The sequence below is a fragment of the Cryobacterium sp. 10S3 genome (genome assembly GCF_034344045.1).
GTDB lineage: Bacteria > Actinomycetota > Actinomycetes > Actinomycetales > Microbacteriaceae > Cryobacterium > Cryobacterium glucosi.
Genome location: NZ_CP133773.1, coordinates 827,549 through 854,021, shown reverse-complemented (window position 1 = coordinate 854,021; position 26,473 = coordinate 827,549). Strand labels below are relative to the sequence as shown.

Genomic DNA, 26,473 nt, shown 5'->3' with positions numbered 1-26,473 from the left:
GAACAGTCGCGGGCGACAGGTTAGGAGCGGGATGGCGCTGGAACACCGCACCCTCATTTCCTCGGTCCAGCGCGCCCTGAGGATCGTTGACATCGTCTCGGGCGCCCCCCGGCCGATGCCCGTCAAGGCGGTCGCCCAGGCCTCGGGGCTCAGCCTCGGCACGGCGTACAACCTGACCAGGACCCTCGTGCACGAGGGCTATCTCGGCACGGAGCCCGACGGCCTCGTCCTCGGGCTCCGGTTCCCGAGCCTCCGCGACGCAGACGCCGGCGTCTTTCTCGCCCGGGTGCGCCACACCCTCCGCCAGGTTGCCGGGGAGAACGGCGCGACGGCGTACCTCGCGCGCTTCAGCGACGGGAGGGTGGGCCTCATCGACATCGTCGACGCCGCGGGCACCCCGAGATCCGAGCCGTGGACAGGGCTCAGCGCCAGCCCGTACGCCTCCGCACTCGGCCGCCAGATCCTCTCCCAGCTCAGCCGCGAGCAGCGCGCCGACTTCCTCGCCGCGCACGGCCGTCCGCCGGGGGCCCACGCCGCGCCGGGGGCGCCAGACGCCCGTGGCATCCCCGCCGCGCACGCTGCCCATGTCGCATACGCCGCAAACGGTTCGAACGCTGCGCACCTGGCAGGCCCGGCGAGCGTGACGAACGCGGGCACGGCCGCCGGCACACACACGGCAACGCACCTCTATGGCACGGTCACGCTCCCCCGCCCGGCGGATGCCCGCGGCACGCACCAGGGAGCGGCCCACGGCAACGCGTGCCTCGCGGTCCCGGTGCGGGCGCCCGGCGTGATCGCCGCCCTCGGTGTCGCCGTGATCGGGGAGTGGGGGACAGCCGAACTCGGCGCGCTCACGCTGCGGTTGCGCGCATCGGCGAACGCTCTCGCGGCGCAGCTCGGCGCCGAACGGCCCGTGCAGGCCCGTGCCTGAGCGGACGGCCGTTGTCGGGTGCTGCTACGTGGCCTCCGAGTCGAACGGAGCGGGTTCCGCCGGCGCGAGGGCGTTCTCCTTCGCCCGCTTCCTGGACAGGTATGCGCCGTTCGGGTTCGGCGACACCCGGGACACGACGGCGGACTGCTCCTTGACCGGTTCATCCTCGATGAGGGCCTCACGGATGATCCGGCGCGGGTCGTACTGGCGCGGGTCGAGCTTCTTCCAGTCGACGTCGTCGAATTCGGGGCCCATCTCGTCGCGCATGCGTTCCTTGGCGCCGTTGGCCAGGTCCCGGAGCTGCCGGACGAGCCGGGCGAGCTGGGCCGCGTAGTGGGGAAGCTTCTCGGGTCCGAGCAGGAAGACGGCGACGATCCCGACCAGGAGGAGCTTCTCGAACGTCAAACCAAGCATAGGTTGAGGATAACGCGCGGCGGGGCCTCCTCCGACCGGCGGGGAGCCCCCTTAAGCTGGACCCATACAAAACTGGAGTTGCACCGTGTCTGACAAAGATTTGAACTGGAAGTTTTCCGACGACTCTGTCGTTGAGAGCGAGGCCGTCATCCGGGCGCGCCAGCAGTCGCTCGAGCTCGGCATCGACGCGATCTCCCCGGCGGTCGGTGCCCAGTCGGCCGTGATCGCCGCAGCGACCGGAGCACGCAGCATCCTCGAGGTCGGCACGGGGGCCGGCGTCTCCGGCATCTGGCTCCTGACCGGGGCGCCAGGGGCTACCCTCACCTCGATCGACACCGAGGTCGACCACCAGCAGCACGCCCGCGCCCTGTTCACGGAGGCGAAGATCCCGGCGAACCGGGTACGGCTGATCACGGGCAAGGCAGCGGATGTCCTCCCCCGGATGAATGAGAACTCGTACGACATCGTCTTCATCGACGCCGACCCGCAGTCGGTCATCGAATACGTCGAGCACGGGCTGCGGCTGGCCCGGCCGGGCGGAACCGTGCTCGTGGCCCACGCCCTCTGGCGCGGCCGCGTCGCGAACCCGGCGCAGCGCGACGAGGTCGCCACCGGCTTCCGCACCCTGCTGAGCGAGATCAGCGGCTCGACCGCCGTGATCAGCGCCCTGTCGCCCGTCGGCGACGGCCTGCTGCAGATCACCAAGCTCCGCGCGTAGCGCACCGGCACGAAAAAGATCGGCCGCGCAGCAGGGCTGCACGGCCGATCCGTAATTCTCCTCGGTTACGAGGTGGAGACGTGATCTCCGACGCTAGGCAACCGGGCGTACTACGCCGGCGAGTGCATCGTGAAGCTCCTTGGCTTCCGCGTCGTTCACAGAGACGACGAGTCGTCCTCCGCCCTCGAGCGGAACACGCACAATGATCAGGCGCCCCTCCTTTACAGCCTCCATTGGCCCGTCTCCGGTCCGTGGCTTCATGGCCGCCATGAACTCCCCTTCCACTCATTCGTCTGAACTTCTATTATCGACCATCGCGGCCCGAGACGAAAATTCACGAGGTCCGGGCGGGTAACGAAGGCGGTCGCGCACGGTTAGGGCGGCGTCCAGTCCTTACCGTCGACGCCCCAGCAGATCAGCAGCCACCCCCACTGGCCGAGGACGCACAGCACCACGATCCCGATCCGGTACCAGAGCCGTTTCGGCTGCGCGATCGCGCCGAGCACCGGGAACATCGGCATCAGCAGCCGGAAGGTGCTCGATTGCGGGAAGAAGACCGCGAAGAGGTAGAGCCCGTATGCGGCGAGCCAGAATCTCAGGTCCACGCCGAGCCGGCGGACCGCGGGAGTGAACAGCAGGACGGCGAAGCCGACGACGAGCGCGAGCACCACGACGATGCCGAGCGGTGTGCCGAGCCACCAGATCCCGCCCTGGAACCAGGCTGTGAAGGGCACGAGTTCCTGGTAACCGATGTACGAGGACCGCCAGGCGAGCTCGGTGTCGGTGTATGCGGTCGCCGAGCCGGTCGCGATCCAGGCGATGAGCGGCCAGGCGAAGCCGCTGAGGGCGCTGAAGACGGTGACGGATGCAGCGGTGAGGCGTTCTGCCGCTGGGAACGGGTCGCTGCGACGGGTCAGCCAGCGATGCACGATGTGGAACCCGAGTGCGAGGGCGAAGGCGAGGCCGCTCGGCCGGGTGAACGCCATCACCGCGACCACGGGGAACAGCAGCACGTAGCGCCGTTCGAGGAGCAGCAGGAGGGCGAGGGTGAGGAAGAAGAGGTACATCGCCTCGGCGTAGCCGAACTGCAGGATCGGGGTCAGGGGCGCGACGCAGAACAGCACGACGGCGAACAGTGCGGTGCCGCGGCCCTGGACGCGCAGCATCAGCCGGTAGAAGACCAGGGTGGCCCCGAGGCTGAAGGCGAGCGAGACGACCACGGCGGCCGGCGCCCACGGCGCCCCGGTGAGGAACATCAGGACGCGCACGACGGCGGGGTAGCCGGGCAGGAACGCCCACGCGTTCTCGCCGATGTGGCCGGTGCTCGTGACGGGCAGCACCGCCGGGTAGCCGGACACGGCGACGATGTTGTACCAGCGGGCGTCCCAGATGTTGGCGAAGTCGAAGTACCCCGGGCTGGCGCCGGTCCACGGGTTCGCGCCCTGGACGCGCGCCAGGATCAGGACGAGGGTGGTCGTCACAACGCGGGACAGCACCCAGATGCCGGCGACACCGGCCCACCACGGGGCCAGCCGGGCGCGGGCCCGCCAGCGGGCCGGCAGCATCCGCTGCGCCGCCTGGGACGGCGGGACCCGCGGCGTTGGCGACGTCCCGCGCAGCGAGCGCGGCGGTCTCCCCCTCGGAGGACGAGGCGGGGCCTCCGCGGCCACGGCTAGAGCTTCCGGCCCGGGGCGGCGGTCAGCCAGGACCGGAGGGCGACCTCGCAGTCCGTGATCTGGTGCACGGCGACGCGCTCGTCGTCGGCGTGGGCCTTGAGCGGGTCGCCGGGCCCGTAGTTGACGGCAGGGATGCCGAGAGCGGAGAACCGGGCGACGTCCGTCCAGCCGTACTTGGGCCGGGCTTCGGCTCCGACGAAGGCGAGGAATTCCTGCGCGAGCGGGGCGTCGAGTCCCGGGCGCGCGCCCTCCGCGCGGTCGACGACGGTGATCTCGTACCCGGCGAACAGTTCGCGCACGTGCTCAAGGGCCTCCGCGGAGCTGCGGCTCGGGGCGAAGCGGTAGTTGATGTGCACCATGCACTCGTCGGGGATGACGTTGCCGGCGATGCCGCCGCTGATCCCGACGGCGTTCAGGCCCTCCCGGTAGACGAGGCCCTCGACCTCGACGGCGCGAGGCTCGTAGCCGGCGAGGACGGCGAGGATCGGGGCGGCCTTGTGGATGGCGTTCTCGCCCACCCAGCTGCGGGCGGAGTGCGCGCGCAGCCCGTGGGTGCGCACCTCGAACCGCAGGTTGCCGTTGCAGCCGCCCTCGACCTGGCCGTTGCTGGGTTCGCCGAGGATGGCGAAGTCGCCCTCGAAGAGGTCGGGGCGGTTCCGGGCGAGCCGGCCGAGGCCGTTGAGCTCGTCGGAGACCTCCTCGTGGTCGTACCACATCCAGGTCACGTCCAGGCCGGGGTCTGTGAGCTCGGCGGCGAGCTTCAGCTGAACGGCGACGCCGGCCTTCATGTCCACCGTGCCGCGGCCCCAGAGGTGCTCGACGCCGTCGACGGTCTCGAACCGGGTCGGCAGGTTGTCGTTGACCGGGACGGTGTCGAGGTGGCCGGCGATGATGACCCGCCGGTCGCGGCCGAGGCGGGTGCGGGCGACGACCGTGTCACCGTCGCGGATGACCTCGAGGTGCGCGAGTCCGGTGAGCGCCTGCTCGACGGCGTCCGCGAGGGGGGTCTCATCACCCGAGACGGACTCGATGTCGCAGATCGCCTGTGTGATCGAAACGGAGGACGCGGCGAGGTCGAGCTGGCGGGCGCGGCGGGTGCCCGCTGCATCCGGTGCAGGGTTCACGTACGGGTTCACCGGCGGGGATACGGGCACGGACACGGGCTGGGGGGTCGAAGGCACCCTACTAATCTAGAGGAATGACCGAGACAGAGTCCCCGCAGTCCGCCGTCCCCACCACCGCCTGGGGCTACGGCCTGGCCACCGTCGCCGAGGACGGCACGGTCCTCGACACCTGGTTCCCCGCTCCCCTGCTCGGCTCGCTGCCCGCCGGCCGCGACCGGTGGATCGTGCCCGCCTCGGTCACCGAACTCGCCGGGGCGGACCCGCGGCGTGCCGTGCGCCTCGAGACCGTGACGATCGAGATCGACCTCACCGCGCCGCCGGCCGGCACTGCGGATGCCTACCTGCGGCTGCACCTGCTCTCGCACCTGCTCGTCAGGCCCAACAGCATCAACCTCGAGGGCATCTTCGGCCACCTGCCCGTCGTGGTGTGGACGAACGCCGGCCCGATGCTTCCCGCCGACTTCGACCGGCTGCGCCCGGCCTTGCAGCGCGCGGGCATCCAGGCCAGCGGCGTTGACAAGTTCCCGCCGCTGCTGAACTACGTCACCCCCGACCGGGTGCGGATCGCGGACGCCTCGCGGGTCCGCCTCGGCGCCTACCTCTCCCCCGGCACCACGGTCATGCACGAGGGCTTCGTGAACTTCAACGCGGGCACCCTCGGCGTCTCCATGGTCGAGGGGCGCATTTCGCAGGGGGTCGTCGTCGGCAACGGCGCTGACATCGGCGGCGGCGCCTCGATCATGGGCACCCTGTCCGGCGGCGGCACCGAGCGCGTGCGCATCGGCGAACGCGCCCTGCTCGGCGCGAACTCCGGCATCGGCATCTCGATCGGGAACGATTCCGTCGTCGAGGCCGGCCTCTACGTCACGGCAGGCACGAAGGTGTCCCTGCCCGACCAGCCGCGCACCGCGGACGGCCGCATGCAGACGATGAAGGCCGTCGAGCTGTCCGGGTTGCCGAATCTGCTCTTCCGACGCAACTCGATGTCGGGCGCCGTCGAGGTTCTCGCCCGCAGCGGGAACGGCATCGTCCTGAACGAGCAGTTGCACGCCTGACCCTGGTCCGACGAAAGCGGATGCCCGGCACGCGATCGCGTGCCGGGCATCCGTCGTTCTGCGGGTGTGCAGCTAGCGGCGGGGGAAGTCCCTGGCCGGGGAGCCCGTGTACAACTGCTGTGGGCGGCCGATCTTCGTCGTCGGGTCCGCGTTCATCTCGCGCCAGTGCGCGACCCAGCCGGGAAGGCGGCCCACGGCGAAGAGGACCGTGAACATGCTCGTCGGGAAGCCCATCGCCTTGTAGATGACGCCGGTGTAGAAGTCGACGTTGGGGTAGAGCTTGCGCTCGCGGAAGTAGTCGTCGTTGAGGGCGATGTGCTCGAGCTCCTTGGCGATGTCGAGGAGGTCGTCCTTGACGCCGAGGGCGGCGAGCACCTCGTCGGCGCTCTCCTTGACGAGGGTCGCGCGCGGGTCGTAGTTCTTGTACACCCGGTGGCCGAAGCCCATCAGGCGCACGCCCTGCTCCTTGTTCTTGACCCGTTCGACGAACTTCTCCACGCTCTCGCCGGAGGCCCTGATCTCGCCGAGCATCTTGAGCACGGCCTCGTTCGCGCCGCCGTGCAGCGGACCGGAGAGAGCGCTGATGCCGGCGGACACAGAGGCGAAGAGGTTGGCCTCGGTGGAGCCGACGAGGCGCACGGTCGACGTCGAGGCGTTCTGCTCGTGGTCTTCGTGCAGCATCAGCAGGCGTTCGAGCGCCTTGCTCACCACGGGATCGACTTCGTACGGCTCCGCGAGGGTCCCGAAGATGAGCTTGAGGAAGTTGTCGACGTAGCCGAGGGAGTTGTCCGGGTAGAGGAAGGCCTGCCCGACGCTCTTCTTGTGGGCGTACGCCGCCATGACCGGAAGCTTGGCGAGCAGGTGGATCGTGGCGATTTCGACCTGGTCCGGGTCGTTCGGGTCGAGCGAGTCCTGGTAGTACGCGGCCATCGCGGAGACGCCGGAGGCGAGCACGGACATCGGGTGCGCGTTGAACGGCAGCACGTCGAAGAAGCGGCGCATGTCCTCGTGCAGCAGGGTGTGCTTGCGGATGCGCTTGTCGAAGGCCTCGAGCTCGCCTGCGCTCGGCAGTTCGCCGTAGATGAGCAGCCACGCGGTCTCAAGGAAGTTGGAGTTCTGGGCGATCTGTTCGATCGGGTAGCCGCGGTAGCGCAGGATGCCCTTGCCGCCGTCGATGTACGTGATCGCCGAACGGGTCGCCGCGGTGTTCACGAAGCCGGAGTCCAGGGTGACGAGCCCGGTCTGCCGGGTCAGTGTCGAGATATCGATGCCGGAGGGGCCCTCGGTCCCGTGGGCGATCGGGAACTCGGCGATGCCCCCTGGGAAGGCGAGCGTCGCCCCCAAGGGGTCGATGGACGGTGTTCGCTGTACGACGTCGCTCACGGCGCCTCCCTGAATATCACTGAGTGTCACTGAATCACTGCCTTACGGACTGGGGGTGGCCGCCATGGCACACCGGTGTGGCTAGAGACGTCCAAGCGAATACAGCCTAATCGGCCCCACCACCTACTGTTGCATCCGCCAAAATTTCGGCAGTTTCACCGGAGGAGTGCCACAAGAATGTCGATGTTACCCGCTCCGGGTACACCGTGGGCAGTTGCTACTCTAGCGACCGGAGCCGAGCGGCGGCTGCGTGGATGCGCTCATCCGTCGCCGTGAGCGAGAATCGAACGTGCTGCGGGTACCCGTCCCCGTAGAAGGATCCCGGTCCGGCGAGGATGCCGAGGCCGGCGAGTTCGGCGATCGACTGCCAGCAGTCGACCCCCTTCGTCGCCCACAGGTAGAGGCCGGCCTCGCTCCTGTCGATCCGGTACCCGGCGGCCTCGATCGCCGGCAGCAGCACGGCTCGCCTGCCCCGGTACCGTTCACGCTGGGCCGCAACGTGGGAGTCGTCGCCGAGGGCGGCCACCATCGCGGCCTGGAGCGGCTGCGGGAGCATCAGGCCGGCGTGCTTCCGCACGGTGAGCACGCGGGCGAGCACGTCGGCGCAGCCGGCCGCGAAGGCGCCGCGGTAGCCGGCCATGTTGGACTGCTTGCTGAGGGAGTAGATCGCGAGCACGTTGCGCCGGTCGGTGCCGATCACGCGCGGGTCGAGGATGCTGGGAATCGGCTCGGACGCCCAGGGTCCCGCCCAGCCGAGCTCGGCGTAACACTCATCGGACACGATGACGGCCCCGAGGTCCCGTGCGCGCGCGACGGCGGCACGCAACTCGGACACCGACAGCACGCGGCCATCGGGGTTTCCCGGGCTGTTCAGCCAGATGAGCTTCGTCGTTGCCGGCCACGCGGCCGGGTCGTCGGAGGCGAACGCGTCGCATCCGGCCATCGCGGCGCCGATGGCATAGGTGGGGTATGCCGCGAGCGGGTGGACGACGGTGTCGCCCTCGCCGAGGCCGAGCATGAAGGGCAGGAGGGCGACGAGTTCCTTGGAACCGATCGTGGGGAGCACGTTGGCCGGCGTCAGCCCGGCGACCCCGCGACGACGCGCATACCAGTCGACGATCGCGGCCTGCAGCTCAGGCGTGCCGACGGTCTGCGGGTACGCGTGGGCATCCGTTGCCGCGGCGAGGGCGGTGCGCACGACGTCCGGGGTCGGATCGACGGGCGAGCCGATCGACAGGTCGACGATGCCGTCGGCGTGCGCGCGGGCCTGGGCCGCGAACGGCGCCATCTGGTCCCACGGGTAGTCAGGGAGCGGCTTGAGCACGACCGGTCAGACCTGCGGGGGCAGGACGGCGATGATCGGGTGGTCCTTGTGGATCACGCCGACCTTCGCGGCGCCGCCGGGAGACCCGATGTCATCGAAGAATTCGACGTTGGCCTTGTAGTACTCGGCCCACTGCTCGGGGACGTCGTCCTCGTAGTAGATGGCCTCAACGGGGCAGACCGGTTCGCAGGCGCCGCAGTCGACGCATTCGTCCGGGTGGATGTAGAGGGAACGGTCGCCCTCGTAAATGCAGTCGACCGGGCATTCGTCCACGCAGGCGCGGTCTTTCACGTCGACACACGGCAGGGCAATGACATAGGTCACGAGCGGGGAGCTCCCTTCACGAGCTGAACGTCCAGTCTAGGTCAAGCGCCCCGGGTCAGGCGTCGTGGCTCAGGCGCCCTGGCTCAGGCACCCTGGCTCAGGCGCCCTGGCCCGACCGGCCCCTTCGCTGCGGGAGCCGCGGCCAGGCCAGCACGAGCGAGGCGACGAGGGTCGGCAGCACCGTCCACAGCGTGCCGGCCAGTCCGGCGGGCACGAGCACGGAACCGCCCGTGCTCTTGAGCGACAACAGGAAGATCGATCCGACGAGGCCGATCGTGCACGCGAGCACGACCACCCGGTCGTCGAGCACGAGCCGGAGGCCGACGAGGAGGGCGCTCGCCGCCAGTGTCGCGAGAACGAGGCCGACGGGCAGGGTCACGGGGCCGAGCACGAGGGTGGCCTGGTGCGCCACCGTGCCGAGCACCCCGAAGACCACGCCGGCGGCGAGAGCGAAGAGGCTCGCGACGGCGCGCAGCGCTCCGGTCGCGAAGGCGCGGGGCGGCGCCGGGTCCGCCGGGTCTGTCGGGTCCGCCGGGTCCGCCGGGGACGGCTGCTTCGCCGCGCCCTCCGGGTCCGCTCCGGGCTGTGGTGCCTGAACGGCGGATGCCGCGGCCCGGCCTGCGGGCGCGGCCGGCGGCGGTGTGGCCCTCAGGTAGGTTTCGGTTCCCGTGACCGACCCGGCGGGGTCCCCGGGACGGACGGCCGTCACGACGCGTCCGTCAACGGTCCAGCGGTCCGGGTATGCGGAGAGGGCGGCGAGCTTCTGCTCGATGTGGTCGCTGACGTCGATCGCGACGATCCGCTGCCCGATGGCCTCGGTGACCCCGCGACTCACGAAGACCGGCACCCGGGAGGCGTGCGCGGCATCCACTGCAGCAGCCTGGAGCAGCTCGCTGCGGGCGCCGATCACGATCGCCGTCGCCCGGACCTCGTCGAGCACGGCGCGCACGGCCGCGGCGGGGTCTGTCGAAGGGGGCAGGACACGCCAGTCGCTGACGCCGAGTGCGGAGAGTGCCGCACGCACATCGGAGCTCGCCCCCGAGGTGCTGTCACCGGTGTCACCCGGCGCCCGGGCGCCGAAGAGCACGACGACCCCTGCGTCATCGCCGCGCAGGCGGGCGATGGTCCCGCCGGTGAACCAGGCCTCGTCGCCGGGACGGTCGTGCACGAAGACGATGCGTTCTGCACTGCCGGACATGACCATCGATGAGCTCCCCAGGGTCGGATTGGCGGACACCCACCTCAGAATAATAACTGGACATTCGCGGCCGACCGCCGGTAGAGTCGCTCGAGTAAGGATAGCCTTACCAAACTCAACCGCTCCCGAAGACCAGGAAACCGTGCTCGCAAACTATCTGATCGGCCTCCGTGAGGGCCTCGAAGCCGCACTCATCGTGACGATCCTCGTCGCCTATGTCGTCAAGATCGGGCGGAAGGACGTTCTGCCGCGAATCTGGGCGGGCGTCGGACTCGCCGTGCTCCTCGCGCTCGCCATCGGCGCCCTGCTCACCTACGGCACATACGGCCTCTCGTTCGCGGCCCAGGAGACGATCGGCGGACTGCTCTCGATCGCCGCGACCGGGCTCGTGACCTGGATGGTGTTCTGGATGCTCCGCACCGCGCGCACCCTCTCGAGCCACCTCCGCGGCAGCATCGACAAGTCCCTGCTCGGCTCCGGCATCGGGCTCGTCGTCGTCGCCTTCATCGCCGTCGGCCGGGAGGGCATCGAAACGGCGCTGTTCCTCTGGGCCGCCGTGCAGGCGACCGGGGAGACCACCCTGCCGCTCCTCGGCGCCTTCCTCGGCATCGTCACGGCTGCCGGCCTCGGCTGGCTGATCTACTCGGGGATGCTGCGGATCAACCTCACGAAATTCTTCACCTGGACCGGCGGCATCCTCATCGTCGTCGCGGCCGGCGTGCTCTCCTACGGCGTGCACGACCTACAGGAGGCCGGCGTCCTGCCGGGCCTGCACAGCATCGCCTTCGACGTGAGCGCCGCCATCCCGCCGGACAGCTGGTACGGCACCCTGCTCAAGGGAACGCTCAACTTCTCCCCCGCGACGACCTGGCTCGAACTCCTGGTCTGGGTCGCCTACGTCGGAACCACGCTCACCTTCTTCGCCCGCGCAGTCCACCGCGGCCGCACCCGAACCACCTCGACGGAGGATCTGCCCGACACCGTGCTGGCAAGCGCCTGATCGCTCCGCAACCCGAAAACTCCCGTCGGCTCGGTTCGAATCGGCTCGGTTCGAATCGGCTCGGTTCGAATCGGTTCGGGCTCCCTCGCTCGCCCGTCGCACACCGGGCGCGCCCGGCATCCGCGCCGCGGACCATGTTCCCGCCCCACCACCCCTAAGGACTCCATGCAGCCCCGAATCCTCCCCCTCGCCGGGAGCGTCACCCTCGGCCTCGTCTCCCTGCTCGCCCTCACCGGCTGCGTCCCGAACGCCTCGGCGCCCGGCGCCGCGCACGCCGCCCTGACCGTCGACAGCAGCGCGACGGCGTGCACCGTGTCCGGAGCGGAGGCCCCGGCCGGCAACGTCACCTTCACCGTCTCGAACTCCGGAGACCAGGTCACCGAGTTCTACCTCCTCGGCGACGACCAGCTCCGCATCGTGGGTGAGGCGGAGAACATCGGCCCCGGCCTCAGCCGTACCCTCGTCGTCGACCTGAGCGCCGGCAGCTACTTCACGGCGTGCAAGCCCGGCATGACCGGTGCGGGCATCGGCCAGGCCCCGTTCACCGTGACTCCGGCGAGCGCTGCGGATGCCGCGACGAACGCCCCCGGCGACGCCGAACTCAGCGCGCGCATCGACACCGCGAACGCCAACTATGCGTCCTACGTGAAAGACCAGATCGGCCAGCTCGTCACCGGGACCGCCGCGTTCGCCGCCGCATACACCGCCGGCGACGACGACACCGCCCGCGGACTCTACGCGGCCACCCGCGCGCACTGGGAGCGGGTCGAGACCGTCGCGGAATCCTTCGGCGACCTGGATCCGAAGCTCGACCTCCGCGAGGCCGACCTCGAAGAGGGCCAGGACTGGACCGGCTGGCACGCCATCGAGAAGGACCTCTGGCCGACCGAGGCCGAAGCTGGCTTCGCCGCATACCCGGCCGCCGAGCGCGCTCGCCTTGCCGGACTGCTCGTCACGGACACGGCGACCCTGAACGAGAAGGTGCAGCCGCTCACGTTCACTCTTTCCCAGCAGACCAACGGCGCGATCGGTCTCCTCGACGAGGTCGCGAGCGGCAAGGTCACCGGCGAGGAGGAGGTCTGGTCACACACCGACCTCTGGGACTTCCAGGCCAACGTCGACGGCGCCCGGGTGCTCTACGCCGGGGTGCGGGACGTCCTCGTGCAGAAGGATGCCGCCCTCGCTGCAACCCTCGACACCCGCTTCACCGCCCTGCAGAGCCTCCTCGACGCCCAGCGAGTCGGCGACGGCTTCGTCCTGTACACCGACCTGTCCACCGGCACCGTCAAGGGCCTCGCCGACCAGGTCAACGCCCTCGCCGAACCCCTCGGCCAGCTCACCGCGGCTCTCGTCCTGTGATGAAGGGCGGCGATTCGCGAGAGCGGAAAAATGGCCCCTTCCCGCGCGCCGAAGGGGCCGAAACTCCGCTCTCGCGGGAGGAAGGGGACGACCAGGCGGATGCCGGCGCGAGCGCGTCGGGGACGGCGCCCGCCGTCGGGGCGCCAGCGAAAGCCCCGCGCGGCATCTCCCGGCGCGGCCTCCTCGGCCTCGCCGGGGCAGGCGTCGCGGGCCTCGGCATCGGTATCGCCGCTGACCGCGGGGTTCAGGCCCTCGCAGCAGCGGGCGCCCCGGCAGCGGGAAGCACCGTCTACCCGTTCTACCAGGATCACCAGGCCGGCATCGTGACGCCCGCCCAGGACCGGCTGCACTTCGCGGCGTTCGATCTGACCCCAGGAGCCAGCCGCGCCGACCTGGTCTCCCTGCTGCAGGACTGGACGACCGCGGCCGCCGCCCTGACCGCCGGTCACGACATCGGCCGGTACGGGGCCGTCGACGGGCCGTACGATGCCCCGCCAGAGGACACCGGCGAGGCGTTCGGGCTGCCTCCGGCCGGCCTGACGATCACGGTCGGCTTCGGCCCGACGCTCTTTGCGACGAGCGCAGGCGAGGACAGGTTCGGCCTCGCATCCGCTCGCCCGGACGCCCTCGTCGACCTGCCGCACTTTCCAGGAGACCAGCTCGATGCCACGCGCAGCGGCGGCGACCTCTGCGTCCAGGCCTGCGCCGACGACCCGCAGGTCGCGGTGCACGCGATCCGCAACCTGTCCAGGATCGCCTTCGGTCGCGCGGCGATCCGCTGGTCGCAGCTCGGCTTCGGTCGCACCTCGTCGACGAGCACGAGCCAGGCCACCCCGCGCAACCTCTTCGGGTTCAAGGACGGCACCGCCAACATCAAGGCCGAACAGCCGGCCGTCGTCGACGACCAGGTCTGGGTCGGCTCGGGCGACGGCCCCGCGTGGCTCACCGGGGGCTCCTACCTCGTCGCCCGGCGGATCCGGATGACGATCGAGACCTGGGACCGCACCGCACTGCGCGAACAGGAAACCGTGTTCGGCCGCACCAAGGGCGAAGGCGCCCCGCTCTCCGGCGGCACCGAATTCACCGAGCCCGACTTCGCCGGCACCGGCAAGGACGGCGCCCCGCTGATCGACCCGGCCTCACACGTGCGCCTAGCCCACCCCGCCCAGAACAAGGGGGTGCAGATGCTGCGGCGCGGTTACAACTTCGTGGACGGCAACGACGACCTCGGCCGGCTCGAGGCCGGGCTGTTCTTCATCAGCTACCAGCGCCGCCCCTCGCAGTTCACGACCGTGCAGCTCGCCCTCGCGCGGCACGACGCCATGAACGAGTACGTCCGGCACGTCGGTTCAGCCCTTTTCGCCGTCCCGCCCGGCGCCGCCCGCGGCAGCTACCTCGGCGCCGCCCTCTTCGCCTGACCGCCGCCGCGGCGCATCCGCCCGCCCTTTCCGCGAGAGCGCACTTGTGGCCCTGAAAACGCGGTGAGAAGGGCCACAAGTGCGCTCTCGCTGGCTGTCCGGGGATCTCGGAGCAACCCTCGCGGATTCTCACGATCGTGGAGCGATCGGTAAGGGTAGGCTAACCATCCCCGTGCTATCGTGATGCTGCATCAGTATCCAGACCAGAACCGGAGTGCCGTGCTCGCCAACTACCTGATCGGACTCCGAGAGGGGCTCGAAGGTGCCCTCATCGTCACCATTCTCGTCGCCTACCTCGTGAAGATCGCCCGCCGCGACCTGCTGGGCCGTCTCTGGACGGGCGTCGGCCTCGCCGTGCTCCTCGCCCTCACGATCGGCGCCGTGCTCACCTTCGGCACCGCGAGCCTTCCGGAATCGGCCGAACCGGCCATCGCCGGCACGCTCTCCATCGCCGCGACCGGCCTGGTCACCTGGATGGTGTTCTGGATGCTGCGCACGGCCCGCGACCTGAGCGGCCACCTCCGCGGCACGATCGACCGCTCCCTCGTCGGCACCGGCGTCGGCCTCGTCCTGATCGCCTTCCTCGCCGTCGGGCGGGAGGGCATCGAAACGGCCCTGTTCATCTGGGCCGCCGTGCAGTCCACCGGCGAGACCACGCTGCCGCTCATCGGGGCCGCGCTCGGCATCCTCAGCGCGGTCGGCCTCGGAGCGCTCATCTACTTCGGCATGCTCAAGATCAACCTCGCGCGGTTCTTCACCTGGAGCGGGGCGATCCTGATCGTCGTCGCGGCCGGGGTACTCTCCTACGGTGTGCATGACCTGCAGGAGTCCGGGATCCTCCCCGGCGAGCACAACCTCGCCTTCGACGTGAGCGCCGCCATCCCGCCGGAGAGCTGGTACGGCACGCTGCTGAAGGGCACCCTGAACTTCTCGCCGGAGACCACCTGGCTCTCGCTGCTGGTCTGGCTCGCATACACCGGAACGGTGCTCACGATCTTCCTCGTGTCGAGCGCCCGCAACCGGGCCGGGCGTCCGGTCGTCGCCCCCCGCGTCGATGCCGTGAAGATGGCCGCCACCGCCCGCTGAGCCCGCTGAACGCGCTGAACCCGCCGCACCGTCACACCGTCGCCAAAGGAGACCACAGATGCCCGAATTCGTCCGGTCGGCCGATGGCACTCGGATCGCGTACGACAGCCTCGGTTCCGGGGACCCGGTCATCGTCATCGGCGGTGCCTTCAACACCCGGTCCTCCCCGTATCCGCTCGTGACCCTGCTCGCCGAGCACGTCACGGCGTACACCTTCGACCGGCGCGGCAAGGGCGAGAGCCCGGAATCCGGGCCGTATGCGGTCGAACGCGAAATCGAGGACCTGGCCGCCCTCGTCGCCGTGGCCGGAGGCGCAGCCGGCGTGTACGGCCATTCCTCCGGAGCGATCCTGGCGATCGAGGCCGCCGCCGCCGGCGTGCACATCACCCGGCTCGCAGTCTACGAGCCGCCATACACCGCCGATCCGGAGCACCCGGCCCCGGCGGACGACCTCGGCCTCCAGGCCGCCCTCGACGCCGGAGACCCCGCTGCCGCAGCGGCGCTCTTCCTCCGCATCACCGGAATGGACGACGCGGCCGTACGCTCCATCACGTCCGCACCGTTCTGGCCTGGACTCGTCCACCTCGCCCCCACCCTGCCGCACGAACTCGCCCTGACAGGCGACGGCCTGCCCCCTCGTGAACGACTGGCCGCGATCATGGCACCCACGCTGGCACTCGCCGGTGGCAGAAGCCCGGCCTGGGCAGCCCGTGCAGCCGTGGCCGTGGCGTCCTGCGTCGCCGACGGTACGGTGTTGACCGTGCCCGGCCAGGGTCACGACGTCGACCAGGCCGTGCTGGCCCCGCTGCTCGCCGACTTCTTCCTGGGCCGCTGACCTCGTTCCGCCGATTCCGTGCCGCCGCGGGAACCTTTTCCGCCGCCGCGGCGTTGGAACCTGCATGAGAGCAATCGTCTACAGCGAAACCGGCACCCCCGACGTCCTCCGTATCGTCGAACGCGATCTTCCGCAACCCGGACCCGGCGAGGTACGGGTGCGCATCCTCGTCTCGGGCGTGAACCCCACCGACTGGAAGTCGCGCGCGGGCAGCCGGCCCGGCGAAGCGCTCTTGTTCCCCGAGGTCGTGCCGAACCAGGACGGCGCCGGCATCGTCGACGCCGTCGGCGCGGGCGTCGAGCGCCTGGAGGTCGGCGACCGGGTCTGGACGGCCATCGCCGCGTACGGACTCGCGTCCGGCGGCACCGCCCAGGACTTCACCGTGCTCCCGGCCGAACGGGTGTACCCGCTGCCGGACTCGGCGAGCTTCGACCTCGGCGCGACCCTCGGCGTTCCGGCCATGACAGCGCACCGCGCGCTCACCGTCGCCGAAGACGGACCCCGGCGCCTCTCCCCCGGTGCACTCACCGGACGGACTGTGCTCGTCGCCGGTGGCGCAGGCGCGGTCGGCCACGCGGCCATCGAGCTGGCCCGCTGGGCAGGGGCGACCGTCATCACGACGGTGAGCAGCGCGGAGAAGGGCGCACTCGCATCCGCCGCCGGCGCGCACCACGTCGTGAACTACCGCGAGGCGGATGCCGCCCGCGCCATCCGGGCGCTGGCGCCCGAAGGCGTCGACCTGGTCGTCGAAGTCGCTCCCGCGCAGAATGCGGTCCTCAACACGGCCGTGATCCGCACCCGCGGCTCGATCGCGGTGTACGCGACGACGGGAAAGCCGCTCGCGCTCGACATCCGTTCCCAGATGACCCTCAACGTGCGCTACCAGTTCCAGTTGCTCTACACGCTCGGCCAGGACCTCCTCGACGCCGCAGCCGCCGACATCGGTTCGGCCATCGGTGACGGCGCCCTCCACGTCGGTGCCGAAGCCGGCCTGCCCCTGCACCGCTTCCCCCTCGAGAGCACCGCGGGCGCGCACGCCGCCGTCGAGGCCGGCCTGGTTGGCAAGGTCCTCATCGACGTCGCCCCCTGAGGAATTCGGCGGGCAGGCGCCGTTCGGGGCCCGGCGGTCAGGAGACCGGCGTGACCGTATAGAGCAGGCCGTCCGTGTTTCCAGCGACGAGCACCGCGTAGTGATCGTTCTTCATCGAGACGAGACCTGCGGAGCCCACCGTCGCCGAGACGTCGCTCCCGGCCACGAAACCGGCGGCCGTCAGGGTCCGGGTGGCCTCGGCTACGGGATCGGCGGCGGTTGCCTTGACGGTCACGGTCCAGCCGGGCTTGTCACCCTTCTGGGCCGACGCGAACAGGATTTCGCCGTCGACGATGGGCACCTCGGACGGCCAGCCGGCCGGGAGCGCGCCGCCCAGGCTCACGTCTCCGTTTGTCGCACCCTGCACGGCCCCGTTCACGGCGTTCTGCGCGGCGTCGGCGCTGCATCCGGTCAGCAGCGTGCCGCCGACCAGGGCAAGCGCGATCGTCGCCAGGACGCGGGCGTGCAGGAGGGGTGTCGTCATCTTCTTCTCTTCCTCAGTCGTGGGGCAAAACAAACGGCGCCGGCGGTGCCGCTCTGGTCTACCAGAGCGTAACCGCCGGCGCCGCCGACAAGCTGGGACTAGTTCGCGTCCTGCTTCTTGATGCGCGAGACGTTGCGTGCGCGAGCGGATGCCGCGAGCTCGACCTTGCGGATACGCACGATCGCGGGGGTCACCTCGACACACTCGTCTTCACGGGCGAATTCGAGGCACTCCTCGAGCGTCAGCTGACGCGACGGCGTCATCGACTCGAAGGTGTCGGAGGTGGACTGACGCATGTTGGTCAGTTTCTTTTCCTTGGTGATGTTGACGTCCATGTCGTCGGCGCGCGAGTTCTCGCCGATGACCATGCCTTCGTAGACCTCTTCGGTCGGGTTGACGAAGAAGGACATCCGCTCCTGCAGGGCGATGATCGCGAACGGCGTCACGACGCCGTTGCGGTCGGCGACGATCGAGCCGTTGTTGCGGGTGATGATCGGGCCGGCCCAGGCCTCGTAGCCGTGGAAGATCGCGTTGGCGATACCGGTACCGCGGGTGTCGGTGAGGAACTGGGTGCGGAAGCCGATCAGGCCGCGGGACGGAACGATGAATTCCATCCGGACCCAGCCGGTGCCGTGGTTCGCCATGTTCTCCATGCGGCCCTTGCGCGCGGCGAGGAGCTGGGTGATCGCGCCGAGGTACTCTTCGGGCGAGTCGATGGTGAGGTGTTCGTACGGCTCGTGGATCTTGCCGTCGACGCGGTGCACGACGACCTGCGGCTTGCCGACGGTGAGCTCGAAGCCTTCGCGGCGCATCTGCTCGACGAGGATGGCGAGGGCGAGTTCGCCACGGCCCTGGACCTCCCAGGCGTCCGGGCGTCCGATGTCGACGACCTTCAGGGAGACGTTACCGACGAGTTCGCGGTCGAGACGGTCCTTGACCATGCGGGCGGTGAGCTTGTGGCCCTTGACCTTGCCCATGATGGGCGAGGTGTTGGTGCCGATCGTCATCGAGATGGCGGGCTCGTCGACCGTGATGGTCGGCAGCGCGCGGGGGTCGTCGGGGTCCGCGAGGGTCTCACCGATGGTGATGTCCTCGAAGCCGGCGACGGCGACGATGTCGCCGGGGCCCGCGCTCTCGGTCGGGTAGCGGTCGAGAGCCTTGGTGATCAGGAGCTCGGTGACGCGCACGTTGTGCACCGAACCGTCGTGCTTGATCCAGGCGACGGTCTGGCCCTTGCGGATCGTGCCGTGGAAGACGCGGAGCAGCGCGAGGCGGCCGAGGAACGGCGAGGCGTCGAGGTTGGTGACGTGGGCCTGCAGCGGGTGCTCGTCGTCGTAGACGGGGGCCGGGATGTGCTCGAGGATCGCTTCGAAGAGCGGCTCGAGGTCGGCGTTGTCGGGCAACTGGCCGTTCTCGGGCTGGTTGCGGCTCGCGGCGCCGTTACGGCCGGACGCGTAGACGACGGGGACGTCGAGAATGGCGTCGAGGTCGAGGTCGGGGTGCGTGTCGGCCATGTCGCTCGCGAGGCCGATGAGCAGGTCCTGGCTCTCCGCGACGACCTCTTCGATGCGCGCGTCCGGGCGGTCGGTCTTGTTGACCAGGAGGATCACGGGCAGGTGGGCCTCGAGCGCCTTGCGCAGCACGAAGCGGGTCTGCGGCAGCGGGCCCTCGCTCGCGTCGACGAGGAGAACGACACCGTCGACCATGGACAGGCCGCGCTCGACCTCGCCACCGAAGTCGGCGTGGCCGGGGGTGTCGATCACGTTGATCGTGATGGGGCCGTCGGTGGCGTGGATGCCCTTGTACGAGATCGCCGTGTTCTTGGCGAGGATGGTGATGCCCTTTTCGCGCTCGAGCTCGTTCGAGTCCATCGCGCGCTCGTCCACGTGCGAGTGGTCCGAGAACGAGTTGGTCTGCTGGAGCATCGCGTCAACCAGCGTGGTCTTGCCGTGGTCGACGTGGGCGACGATTGCGACATTTCGGAGGTTATTGCGCGTGGCAATCGCCATGAAGTGAATCCTTACGAAGAATGATGCCGCGGACAAACGGATGCGGCGAAGAATGGATGTATTTGGTCAAGGTCCGACCCAACGGATAATCCTACCGCACTCTCCCTGCCGGGAGGCTGGGAGCCCCGTTGTGGCCGCGTCTCCGGGGTGTTCCGGGCATCCGCTTGGACGACGAACGGGGCGGGGACCGCAGTCCCCGCCCCGTTTCCGGGCGCTGAAGCCGGTCGGTCCTGTCTAGCGCCCGAACTCGAAGTTGCCGCCCGGGATCGCGGCGAGCAGCTCTTGCGTGTATGTCTGACGCGGATTTTCGAAGACCTCGTCCGTCGTCGCGGCCTCGACGATCCGGCCCTGCTGCATGACGCAGACGTTGTCCGCGACGAGGCGGACGACGGCGAGGTCGTGGGTGATGAACAGGTAGGTCAGGTCGAGTTCCGTCTGCAGCTCGGTCAGGAGGTTGAGCACCTGGCCCTGCACGAGCACGTCGAGAGCGGAGACCGCCTCGTCGAGCACGAGCACGTCCGGCTTGAGCGCGAGCGCCCGAGCGATCGCGATACGCTGACGCTGGCCGCCCGAGAGTTCACTCGGGTAGCGGTGCCGGGACGCCCAGGGCAGCGAGACCTGGTCGAGGAGCTCCCGCACCCGGGCCTGGCGTTCCTTGGCGGTGCCGACCTTGTGGGCGAGCAACGGCTCTGCGATGGTGTTGCCGACGTTGTACTGCGGGTCGAGGGAGCCGTACGGGTCCTGGAAGACCGGCTGCACGCGGCGGCGGAACTTCAGCAGGTCCGCGCCCTTGAGGCCGGCGACGTCCTGGCCGTCGAACTCGATCTGCCCGCTCGTGATGGATTCGAGCTGCAGGATGAGCTTGGCGACCGTGGACTTGCCGGAGCCCGACTCGCCGACCAGCGCGGTCGTCGTGCCCTTCTTGATGCCGAAGGACACGTCGTTGACCGCGAGCAGTTCGTTGTACTTGAAGCCCTTGGTGCGAATGCGGTACATCTTCGAGATGCCCTGGACCGAGATCAGGTCCTTGGCCGGTGCGGTCTGCTCCCGCTCGATCGCGCGGTTCACGAGAACCTGGTCGTTCGAGCCGGCTGCGGAAACATCCGCTTCGACCGCGACGGAGTGCTTGGCCGACTGGATGCGCCGCGATGCGAGGCTCGGCGCCGCGGCGACGAGGCGCTGCGTGTACGGATGCTGCGGGTTGGCCAGGATCTCCTGCGAGGGACCGGACTCGACGACCTTGCCCTTGTACATCACGACGAGCTGTTCCGCGCGCTCGGCCGCGAGGCCGAGGTCGTGCGTGATGAACAGCACCGAGGTGCCGTAGTCGCGCGTGAGCGTCGCGAGGTGGTCGAGGATCTGGCGCTGCACCGTGACGTCGAGCGCGGAGGTCGGCTCGTCGGCGATCAGCAGCTTCGGACGGGCCGAGAGGCCGATCCCGATCAGCACGCGCTGGCGCATGCCGCCGGAGAACTGGTGCGGGAACTGCTTGAGCCGGTCCTCAGCGTCGCTGAGACCAGCTTCCTTGAGCACCTCGATGGTGCGCAGTTTCGCGGCCTTCCTGCTCATGGCGCCGCCGTTCGCCCGGATGGCCTCTTCGACCTGGAAGCCGATGTTCCAGACCGGGTTGAGGTTCGACATCGGGTCCTGGGGCACATAGCCGATCAGGCGCCCGCGGACGTCCTGCATGTCCTTGGGCTTGAGGGTCGTGAGGTCGCGTCCCTCGAACAGGATCTGGCCGGCGGTGACCTTGCCGGTGTTGGCGAGCAGGTTGATGATCGCCTGCGCCGTCGTGGTCTTGCCCGACCCGGACTCGCCAACGATCGCGAGGGTCTGGCCGGGATACAGCGTGAGGTTGACGCCGCGCACGGCGGGAACCACTCCGTGCTGGGTCTGGAAGCCGACCTCGAGATCGCGAATCTCGAGGAGGGGGGAATTCTCGTCCCGGCCGGCGGTGGTCACGGGTTCAATCACGGTCTGGCTCATCGGCGTGCCCTCGATTCGGGGTCGAGTGCGTCGCGCACGGCGTCGCCGAGCATCAGGAAGGCGAGCACGGTCAGGGACAGGGCGATGGCGGGATAGATCAGCACCTGGGGGTTCGTTCGGATCGACGACTGGGCCGCGTTGATGTCATTGCCCCAGGACATGATCTGCGGCGGTAGCCCGATGCCGAGGAACGACAGCGTCGCCTCCGCGACGATGAACGTGCCGAGGGAAACCGTGGCGATCACGATTACGGGGGCGATCGCGTTGGGCACGACGTGGCGCACGAGGATCCGGAACTTCGAGACGCCGAGGGCGATCGACGCCGTGACGTAGTCCGAGTTCCGGGCCGAGAGCACCGAACCGCGCATGATCCTGGCGATTTGCGGCCAGGCGAAGATCGAAAGGACCAGGGCGATCGTGACCGGGGTGCGGTCCGGGAGGACCGACATCAGTACGATCGCACCGAGCACGGTCGGGACGGCGAAGAAGATGTCGCCGATCCGGGAGACGATCGCGTCGAACACGCCGCCGTAGTATCCCGCGAGGGCTCCCACGACGAGTCCGAAGAGAGTGACGATCATGGTTGCGAGCAGACCGACCGTGACGGAGGCCTGGGTCCCGTGGATCATCCGCGAGTACACGTCACAGCCCTGCCGGGTGAAGCCGAGCAGATGCCCTTCTTCCGGTCCCTTGTTGCTGTTGGCGAGCAGGCAGTTCTGGTCCGGTGCCACCTGGGTGAAGATGCCGGGGAACAGGGCCACGATCACGATCAGCAGAATAAGGGCGGACGAGATCCAGAAACTGGGCTTGCCGCGCAGCGATTCCCAGGCATCCGCCCAGGTACTGCGGGCCTTCTCGGTCTCGTCGAGGCGGTCGACCGCAGCGATGGGGGTGTCTTCGAGCGCAGCGACGAAGTGCGGCTGCGTTTGACGATTACTTGGCATAACGAATCCTCGGGTCCAGGGCTGCGTACAGCAGGTCGACGAGCAGGTTCGCCAGCACGAAGATCACGACCATGACGGCGATGAACGACACCACGGTCGGCCCTTCGCCGAGTTTGATCGCCTTGTAGACGGTGCCGCCGACACCGTTGATGTTGAAGATGCCCTCTGTCACGATCGCACCCACCATGAGAGAGCCGAGGTCGACGCCGAGGAAGGTGACGACGGGAACGAGCGAGTTCCGCAGCACGTGCACGGTGACGACGCGGCGTCTCGACAGCCCCTTCGCCGTCGCGGTGCGCACGAAGTCGGCGCCGAGGTTCTCGGAGACGCTCGCCCGGGTGAGCCGCACGATGTACGCGAACGAGACGGTGGCGAGCACGATGGCCGGCAGGACCAGTTCGGAGAGCGGGGCCTCGCTGCTGACCGTCGTGCGGGCCCAACCGAGCTTGATCGCGAAGACGTACTGCAGGATGAAGCCGATCACGAACGTCGGCACGCTGATCAGCAGCAGGCTGACGACGAGGGCGCTTGCGTCGAAGAGCTTGCCCTTGCGGAGACCCGCGACGAGGCCGACGAGGATACCGGCGACGGACTCGAAGAACAGTGCGAGAAGCGCGAGCCGGGCGGTGATCGGGAAGGCGGCGGCCATCACGTCGGAAACTGCGCGACCGGAGTACGTGGTGCCGAGATCCCCGTGGAAGAAGCCGCCGATGTAGATGAGGTACTGCACGATGAACGGCTGGTCCAGGTGGTACTGGACACGGAGCTGTTCGATCACCCCTGGCGCGGGTTGCCGGTCACCGAAGAGGGCGGCAATGGGATCTCCGGGGAGGGAGAACACCATGAAGTAGATGAGGAAGGTGGCGCCGAAGAATACCGGAATCATCTGGAGCAGGCGCTTGCCGGTGTACCAGAGCATCAGGTTCCCGCACTGGAACGAACGGTCATGAGAATCGCAATCACTGGTCGAGTCTAGCGAGCGATGCCCGGGACTGAGTGCCCCGGGCATCGCTACGCATGAAACTGGGTTCTATTTTTGGGGGTTGAGCGGGGGAACTAGCCCTTGGTGATTTCGTTGTACAGCGGCACGCCGTCCCAGCCGAAGACGACATTCTGAGTCTTGTCGGACCAGACACCAACGGCGTTGGAATACCAGAGCGGAACGGTCGGAAGGTCCTTGAGCAGCACTTCCTGGGCCTTCTGGTAGAGGGCGGTGGAATCGTCGACGGTCTTGGCAGCCGAACCCTGCTTGAGGAGGCCGTCGAACTCGGCGCTGCTGTATGCCTCGTAGTTCGAGCTGGCACCGGTCTGGTACAGCGGCGCGAGGAAGTTGAACATGCCCGGGTAGTCGCCCTGCCAGCCGGCGCGGGTGGCACCGGTCAGCGTCTTCGCCTTGCGGTCGGCGAGCGCGGCCTTGAAGGTCGCGTACGGCTTGCCGACTGCATTGATGCCCAGGGTGTTCTTGATGCTGTTGGCCACGGCGTCGACCCAGGCGGCGTGTCCACCGTCGGAGTTGTACGCGATGTCGAACGTGCCGGTGTACGGGGAGATCTTGTCAGCGGCAGCCCAGTCCTTGACGGCTTCTTCCTTGTTGAACTTGAGCACGTCGGAGCCCTTGAGAGCGTCGGTGTAGCCCGGAATGACCGGGGAGGTGAAGTCGGTCGCCGGGGTACGGGTGCCCTGGAAGATCACCTTGGTGATCTCATCACGGTCGATGGCCATCGAGATGGCCGCGCGACGCAGCTTGCCCTCTTCGCCACTCCAGTGCTCGAGGTAGTACGGCATGTTGAATGCCTGGAAGATCGCGGCGGGCTGGTTCACGAAGCGCTCCGGGAAGTCCGTCTGGTAGTTCGCGAACGCGGCGTCGGGGACGGCATCGAGCACGTCGAGGTTTCCACCCTGGGCGTCGGCGTATGCCGAGTCGAGGGAGGAGTAGAAGACGATGCTCAGTCCGCCGTTGGCGGGGGTGCGCAGGCCCTTGTAGTCGGGGTTCGTCTTGAGTTCGATCTTGACGTTGTGCTCCCACGCGCCGGTCTTGGCCAGCATGTACGGGCCGTTGCCGATCGGGTTCTCACCGAATGCTGCCATGTCGGTGAATGCGACGGACGGCAGCGGCATGAAGGCCGTGTAGCCGAGGGTGAGCGGGAAGTCCGCCTGCGGCGTGCTGAGAGCGACCGTGAAGGTCGAGTCGTCGACGACCTTGAGCCCGGTGAGTTCGGTGTCGGCTTCTTCGCTGTAGCCTTCGACGTTGCTGAAGAAGGACGATGCGCCCTGGGCGTTGCTCATTTTCGCGCCGTAGTTCCAGGCGTCGACGAACGACTTGGACGTGACGGCCTCGCCGTTGGTGAACTTCCAGCCCGTGTTGAGCGTGATGGTCCAGTGCTGAGCGTCGTCGGCCGAGATCGACTTGGCGACCTCGTTTTTGGCCTCGCCCTTGGCGTCGTAGGACACCAGTCCGGCGTAGATCGACGTCATGATCTTGCCGCCACCGGTTTCGGTGGTGTTCGTCGTGATCAACGGGTTCTGCGGTTCGGAACCGTTGGTCGAGATGATCGCAGACGTGTCACCCGTCTTCGCGGGTGTCGTCGAGCCGCTGGCGCAGCCGGAGAGCATGAGCGCTCCCGCTGTGGCCAGAGCGATGGGAATGCCCAGTCTCCTGATTTTCAATTTTCCTCCAGTGCGCAGGGAAACGCCGCGCGATTCGGGACCGCGAAGACGCCTCAGATACTTCTGACCCTAAGTATTCATTGAGCCAAAAGCACAATCGCGGATGGAATCGTTACCTCGACGAAACATCTTGCGCAAATTCGTTGCGCAGATAGGGAGTCTTTCGCCGAAATTGGCGTGGTCGCGCGAAGAACGCGCGCAGCCGCGCCGCGCTTTCATCGATGCGAGGATAGGGGTATGGATGCTGCTACACGTGCGCGCGCGACACTGCTGGTCTTCGACGGCGACTGTGCCTTCTGCACGACCGCCGTCGGGTGGATGCGCCGCCTGTTGCCCGTGATGCCGGACGCCGCGCCGTACCAGTGGACCGATCTCCCGGCGTACGGGCTCACCGAAGCGGATGCCCGCTCCCGGGTCTGGCTCGTCGACCCCGCTGGAGTGCGGTTCGGCGGTGCCGCCGCAGTGTCCGCCCTGCTTCGCCACCAGCCCACTCCCGGCTTGCGTTTCCTCGGCTGGCTCGGCACCGTGCCGCCGTGGTCCTGGGCCGCTGAGGCCGGCTACCGGGTGGTCGCCCGCAACCGGCACCGCCTGCCAGGCGGAACGCCGGCCTGCCGGATGAAACCCGCCGAGTGACAGCCGGCGGTACCAACCGGGCGCGACTGGCCTGGGAAGTCGTCATCGTCCTCGGGCTGTCGCTCGGGGCGTCCGCCGTCTATTCGATCGTGTCGATCGTCGCTCGCCTGACCGACACGACCCCGCTCGGCAACCAGTCGACAACCATCAACGGCTCGCAGTCGACACGGGAATGGCTCGACTTCACGTACCAGTTCCTCGGCATCTTCTTCGAGCTCTTCGCGGTCGCCCTCGTGCTCTACCTGCTCTGGCGGCCCGGGTCGAGCAGTTTCCGCCGCCTCGGCTTCGACCTGACCCAGCCGCGACGGGACCTGCTCGGCGGCGTCCTGCTCGTGCTTGCGATCGGCATCCCCGGCCTGGGCCTGTACCTCGCCGGGCGGGCGCTCGGCATCACGGTCGCGGTCGTCGCCTCCCCCATCAACACGTTCTGGTGGACGATCCCGATCCTGCTGTTCTCCGCGGTGCGCGCCGCGCTCAGCGAGGAGCTCATCGTGGTCGGGTACCTCTTCATCCGGCTCAGGGAGCTCGGCTGGTCGACCTGGACGATCATCACGGCATCGGCGCTGCTCCGCGGCAGCTATCACCTCTACCAGGGCATCGGACCGTTCGTCGGCAACGCCGCCATGGGCGTCGTCTTCGGCTGGTGCTACACCCGCTGGGGTCGCACGGCGCCGCTCGTCGTGGCGCACACGATCCTCGACGTGGTCTCTTTCGTCGGCTACCCGCTCGCTGTCGCCTGGTGGCCGGCCCTCCTGGCTCCCGCCACCTAAGCCCCCTCCCCTCCCCCTCGCCGGTACGGGCGAGGGGGTGGGGCG

25 protein-coding genes are annotated in these 26,473 nt (G+C 68.8%); 11 read left to right on the top strand and 14 right to left on the bottom strand.

The features are described from left to right. The first annotated feature begins 31 nt into the window (after positions 1-31). Complete coding sequence (locus RHM57_RS03960; protein WP_322140715.1) at positions 32-931, top strand: helix-turn-helix domain-containing protein; 900 nt, start codon at positions 32-34, stop codon at positions 929-931. A gap of 24 nt (positions 932-955) precedes the next feature. On the opposite strand, the gene RHM57_RS03955 is transcribed toward RHM57_RS03960, so the two are convergent. After that, a complete protein-coding gene (locus RHM57_RS03955; RefSeq protein ID WP_134449542.1) occupies positions 956-1,345 on the bottom strand; it encodes a Sec-independent protein translocase TatB in 390 nt (129 codons plus the stop codon). An 85-nt stretch (positions 1,346-1,430) separates the two neighbouring features. On the opposite strand from RHM57_RS03955, the gene RHM57_RS03950 reads away from it, so the two are divergent. Next, positions 1,431-2,063, top strand: a complete 633-nt coding sequence (locus tag RHM57_RS03950; RefSeq protein WP_134449541.1) for an O-methyltransferase — start codon at positions 1,431-1,433, stop codon at positions 2,061-2,063. 93 nt (positions 2,064-2,156) lie between these two features. On the opposite strand, the gene RHM57_RS03945 is transcribed toward RHM57_RS03950, so the two are convergent. The 3 genes from RHM57_RS03945 to dapE form a co-directional block, all read right to left on the bottom strand. Continuing rightward, positions 2,157-2,333 carry a DUF3117 domain-containing protein gene (locus RHM57_RS03945; RefSeq protein ID WP_134449540.1) on the bottom strand — a complete coding sequence of 59 codons (177 nt, stop codon included), beginning with the start codon at positions 2,331-2,333 and terminating at the stop codon, positions 2,157-2,159. A gap of 104 nt (positions 2,334-2,437) precedes the next feature. Then, the gene (locus RHM57_RS03940; RefSeq protein ID WP_134449539.1) at positions 2,438-3,628 is read right to left on the bottom strand and encodes a hypothetical protein; all 1,191 of its coding nucleotides are present in this window, start codon (positions 3,626-3,628) and stop codon (positions 2,438-2,440) included. Positions 3,629-3,735: 107 nt separating this feature from the next. Continuing rightward, positions 3,736-4,863, bottom strand: a complete 1,128-nt coding sequence (dapE, locus tag RHM57_RS03935; protein ID WP_322141113.1) for a succinyl-diaminopimelate desuccinylase — start codon at positions 4,861-4,863, stop codon at positions 3,736-3,738. A gap of 74 nt (positions 4,864-4,937) precedes the next feature. Between dapE and dapD the strand changes: the two genes are divergently transcribed. After that, complete coding sequence (dapD, locus tag RHM57_RS03930) at positions 4,938-5,918, top strand: 2,3,4,5-tetrahydropyridine-2,6-dicarboxylate N-succinyltransferase (RefSeq protein ID WP_322140714.1); 981 nt, start codon at positions 4,938-4,940, stop codon at positions 5,916-5,918. 72 nt (positions 5,919-5,990) lie between these two features. Here dapD and RHM57_RS03925 read toward each other — a convergent pair whose 3' ends face one another. The 4 genes from RHM57_RS03925 to RHM57_RS03910 form a co-directional block, all read right to left on the bottom strand. Then, the gene (locus RHM57_RS03925; RefSeq protein WP_198413359.1) at positions 5,991-7,301 is read right to left on the bottom strand and encodes a citrate synthase; all 1,311 of its coding nucleotides are present in this window, start codon (positions 7,299-7,301) and stop codon (positions 5,991-5,993) included. Positions 7,302-7,518: 217 nt separating this feature from the next. Then, entirely contained in the window at positions 7,519-8,625 is a 1,107-nt protein-coding gene (dapC, locus tag RHM57_RS03920) for a succinyldiaminopimelate transaminase (RefSeq protein WP_255454132.1), read from the bottom strand. A 6-nt stretch (positions 8,626-8,631) separates the two neighbouring features. Beyond that, positions 8,632-8,949: a ferredoxin gene (gene fdxA / locus RHM57_RS03915; RefSeq protein WP_104099174.1), complete on the bottom strand. Its 318-nt coding sequence runs from the start codon at positions 8,947-8,949 to the stop codon at positions 8,632-8,634. A 97-nt stretch (positions 8,950-9,046) separates the two neighbouring features. Further along, positions 9,047-10,186, bottom strand: coding sequence for a hypothetical protein (locus RHM57_RS03910; RefSeq protein ID WP_322136182.1), 1,140 nt, complete (start codon positions 10,184-10,186; stop codon positions 9,047-9,049). A gap of 103 nt (positions 10,187-10,289) precedes the next feature. On the opposite strand from RHM57_RS03910, the gene efeU (RHM57_RS03905) reads away from it, so the two are divergent. From efeU (RHM57_RS03905) to RHM57_RS03880, 6 genes are all read left to right on the top strand, one after another. Further along, the gene (gene efeU, locus RHM57_RS03905; protein WP_134559108.1) at positions 10,290-11,147 is read left to right on the top strand and encodes an iron uptake transporter permease EfeU; all 858 of its coding nucleotides are present in this window, start codon (positions 10,290-10,292) and stop codon (positions 11,145-11,147) included. Positions 11,148-11,312: 165 nt separating this feature from the next. Continuing rightward, positions 11,313-12,506 carry an iron uptake system protein EfeO gene (efeO, locus tag RHM57_RS03900; protein ID WP_322136183.1) on the top strand — a complete coding sequence of 398 codons (1,194 nt, stop codon included), beginning with the start codon at positions 11,313-11,315 and terminating at the stop codon, positions 12,504-12,506. Then, entirely contained in the window at positions 12,506-13,924 is a 1,419-nt protein-coding gene (gene efeB, locus RHM57_RS03895; RefSeq protein WP_322136184.1) for an iron uptake transporter deferrochelatase/peroxidase subunit, read from the top strand. Before efeO ends, efeB begins: the two co-directional genes overlap by 1 nt. Before the next feature lie 219 nt (positions 13,925-14,143). Further along, entirely contained in the window at positions 14,144-15,010 is an 867-nt protein-coding gene (efeU, locus tag RHM57_RS03890; protein ID WP_134449622.1) for an iron uptake transporter permease EfeU, read from the top strand. A gap of 58 nt (positions 15,011-15,068) precedes the next feature. Then, entirely contained in the window at positions 15,069-15,845 is a 777-nt protein-coding gene (locus RHM57_RS03885) for an alpha/beta hydrolase (RefSeq protein WP_322136185.1), read from the top strand. Between the two features lie 64 nt (positions 15,846-15,909). Then, on the top strand, positions 15,910-16,935 hold the full coding sequence (locus RHM57_RS03880; protein WP_322140713.1) for an NADPH:quinone reductase: 1,026 nt from the start codon (positions 15,910-15,912) through the stop codon (positions 16,933-16,935). A gap of 37 nt (positions 16,936-16,972) precedes the next feature. On the opposite strand, the gene RHM57_RS03875 is transcribed toward RHM57_RS03880, so the two are convergent. The 6 genes from RHM57_RS03875 to RHM57_RS03850 all read right to left on the bottom strand — a co-directional run bounded on the left by RHM57_RS03875 (position 16,973) and on the right by RHM57_RS03850 (position 25,025). Continuing rightward, entirely contained in the window at positions 16,973-17,419 is a 447-nt protein-coding gene (locus RHM57_RS03875) for a hypothetical protein (RefSeq protein ID WP_322136186.1), read from the bottom strand. 98 nt (positions 17,420-17,517) lie between these two features. Next, the gene (typA, locus tag RHM57_RS03870) at positions 17,518-19,428 is read right to left on the bottom strand and encodes a translational GTPase TypA (RefSeq protein WP_134449530.1); all 1,911 of its coding nucleotides are present in this window, start codon (positions 19,426-19,428) and stop codon (positions 17,518-17,520) included. A gap of 234 nt (positions 19,429-19,662) precedes the next feature. Further along, positions 19,663-21,414: an ABC transporter ATP-binding protein gene (locus RHM57_RS03865; RefSeq protein WP_322189595.1), complete on the bottom strand. Its 1,752-nt coding sequence runs from the start codon at positions 21,412-21,414 to the stop codon at positions 19,663-19,665. Continuing rightward, positions 21,411-22,358, bottom strand: a complete 948-nt coding sequence (locus RHM57_RS03860) for an ABC transporter permease (RefSeq protein ID WP_322136187.1) — start codon at positions 22,356-22,358, stop codon at positions 21,411-21,413. The genes RHM57_RS03865 and RHM57_RS03860 overlap by 4 nt, the downstream gene beginning before the upstream one ends. Beyond that, the gene (locus tag RHM57_RS03855) at positions 22,348-23,277 is read right to left on the bottom strand and encodes an ABC transporter permease (RefSeq protein WP_322136188.1); all 930 of its coding nucleotides are present in this window, start codon (positions 23,275-23,277) and stop codon (positions 22,348-22,350) included. The genes RHM57_RS03860 and RHM57_RS03855 overlap by 11 nt, the downstream gene beginning before the upstream one ends. 137 nt (positions 23,278-23,414) lie before the next feature. Further along, complete coding sequence (locus tag RHM57_RS03850) at positions 23,415-25,025, bottom strand: ABC transporter substrate-binding protein (protein WP_322140711.1); 1,611 nt, start codon at positions 25,023-25,025, stop codon at positions 23,415-23,417. Positions 25,026-25,262: 237 nt separating this feature from the next. Between RHM57_RS03850 and RHM57_RS03845 the strand changes: the two genes are divergently transcribed. Further along, on the top strand, positions 25,263-25,658 hold the full coding sequence (locus RHM57_RS03845; RefSeq protein ID WP_322136190.1) for a DUF393 domain-containing protein: 396 nt from the start codon (positions 25,263-25,265) through the stop codon (positions 25,656-25,658). Next, on the top strand, positions 25,655-26,428 hold the full coding sequence (locus RHM57_RS03840; RefSeq protein WP_322136191.1) for a CPBP family intramembrane glutamic endopeptidase: 774 nt from the start codon (positions 25,655-25,657) through the stop codon (positions 26,426-26,428). The genes RHM57_RS03845 and RHM57_RS03840 overlap by 4 nt, the downstream gene beginning before the upstream one ends. Positions 26,429-26,473: the final 45 nt, after the last annotated feature.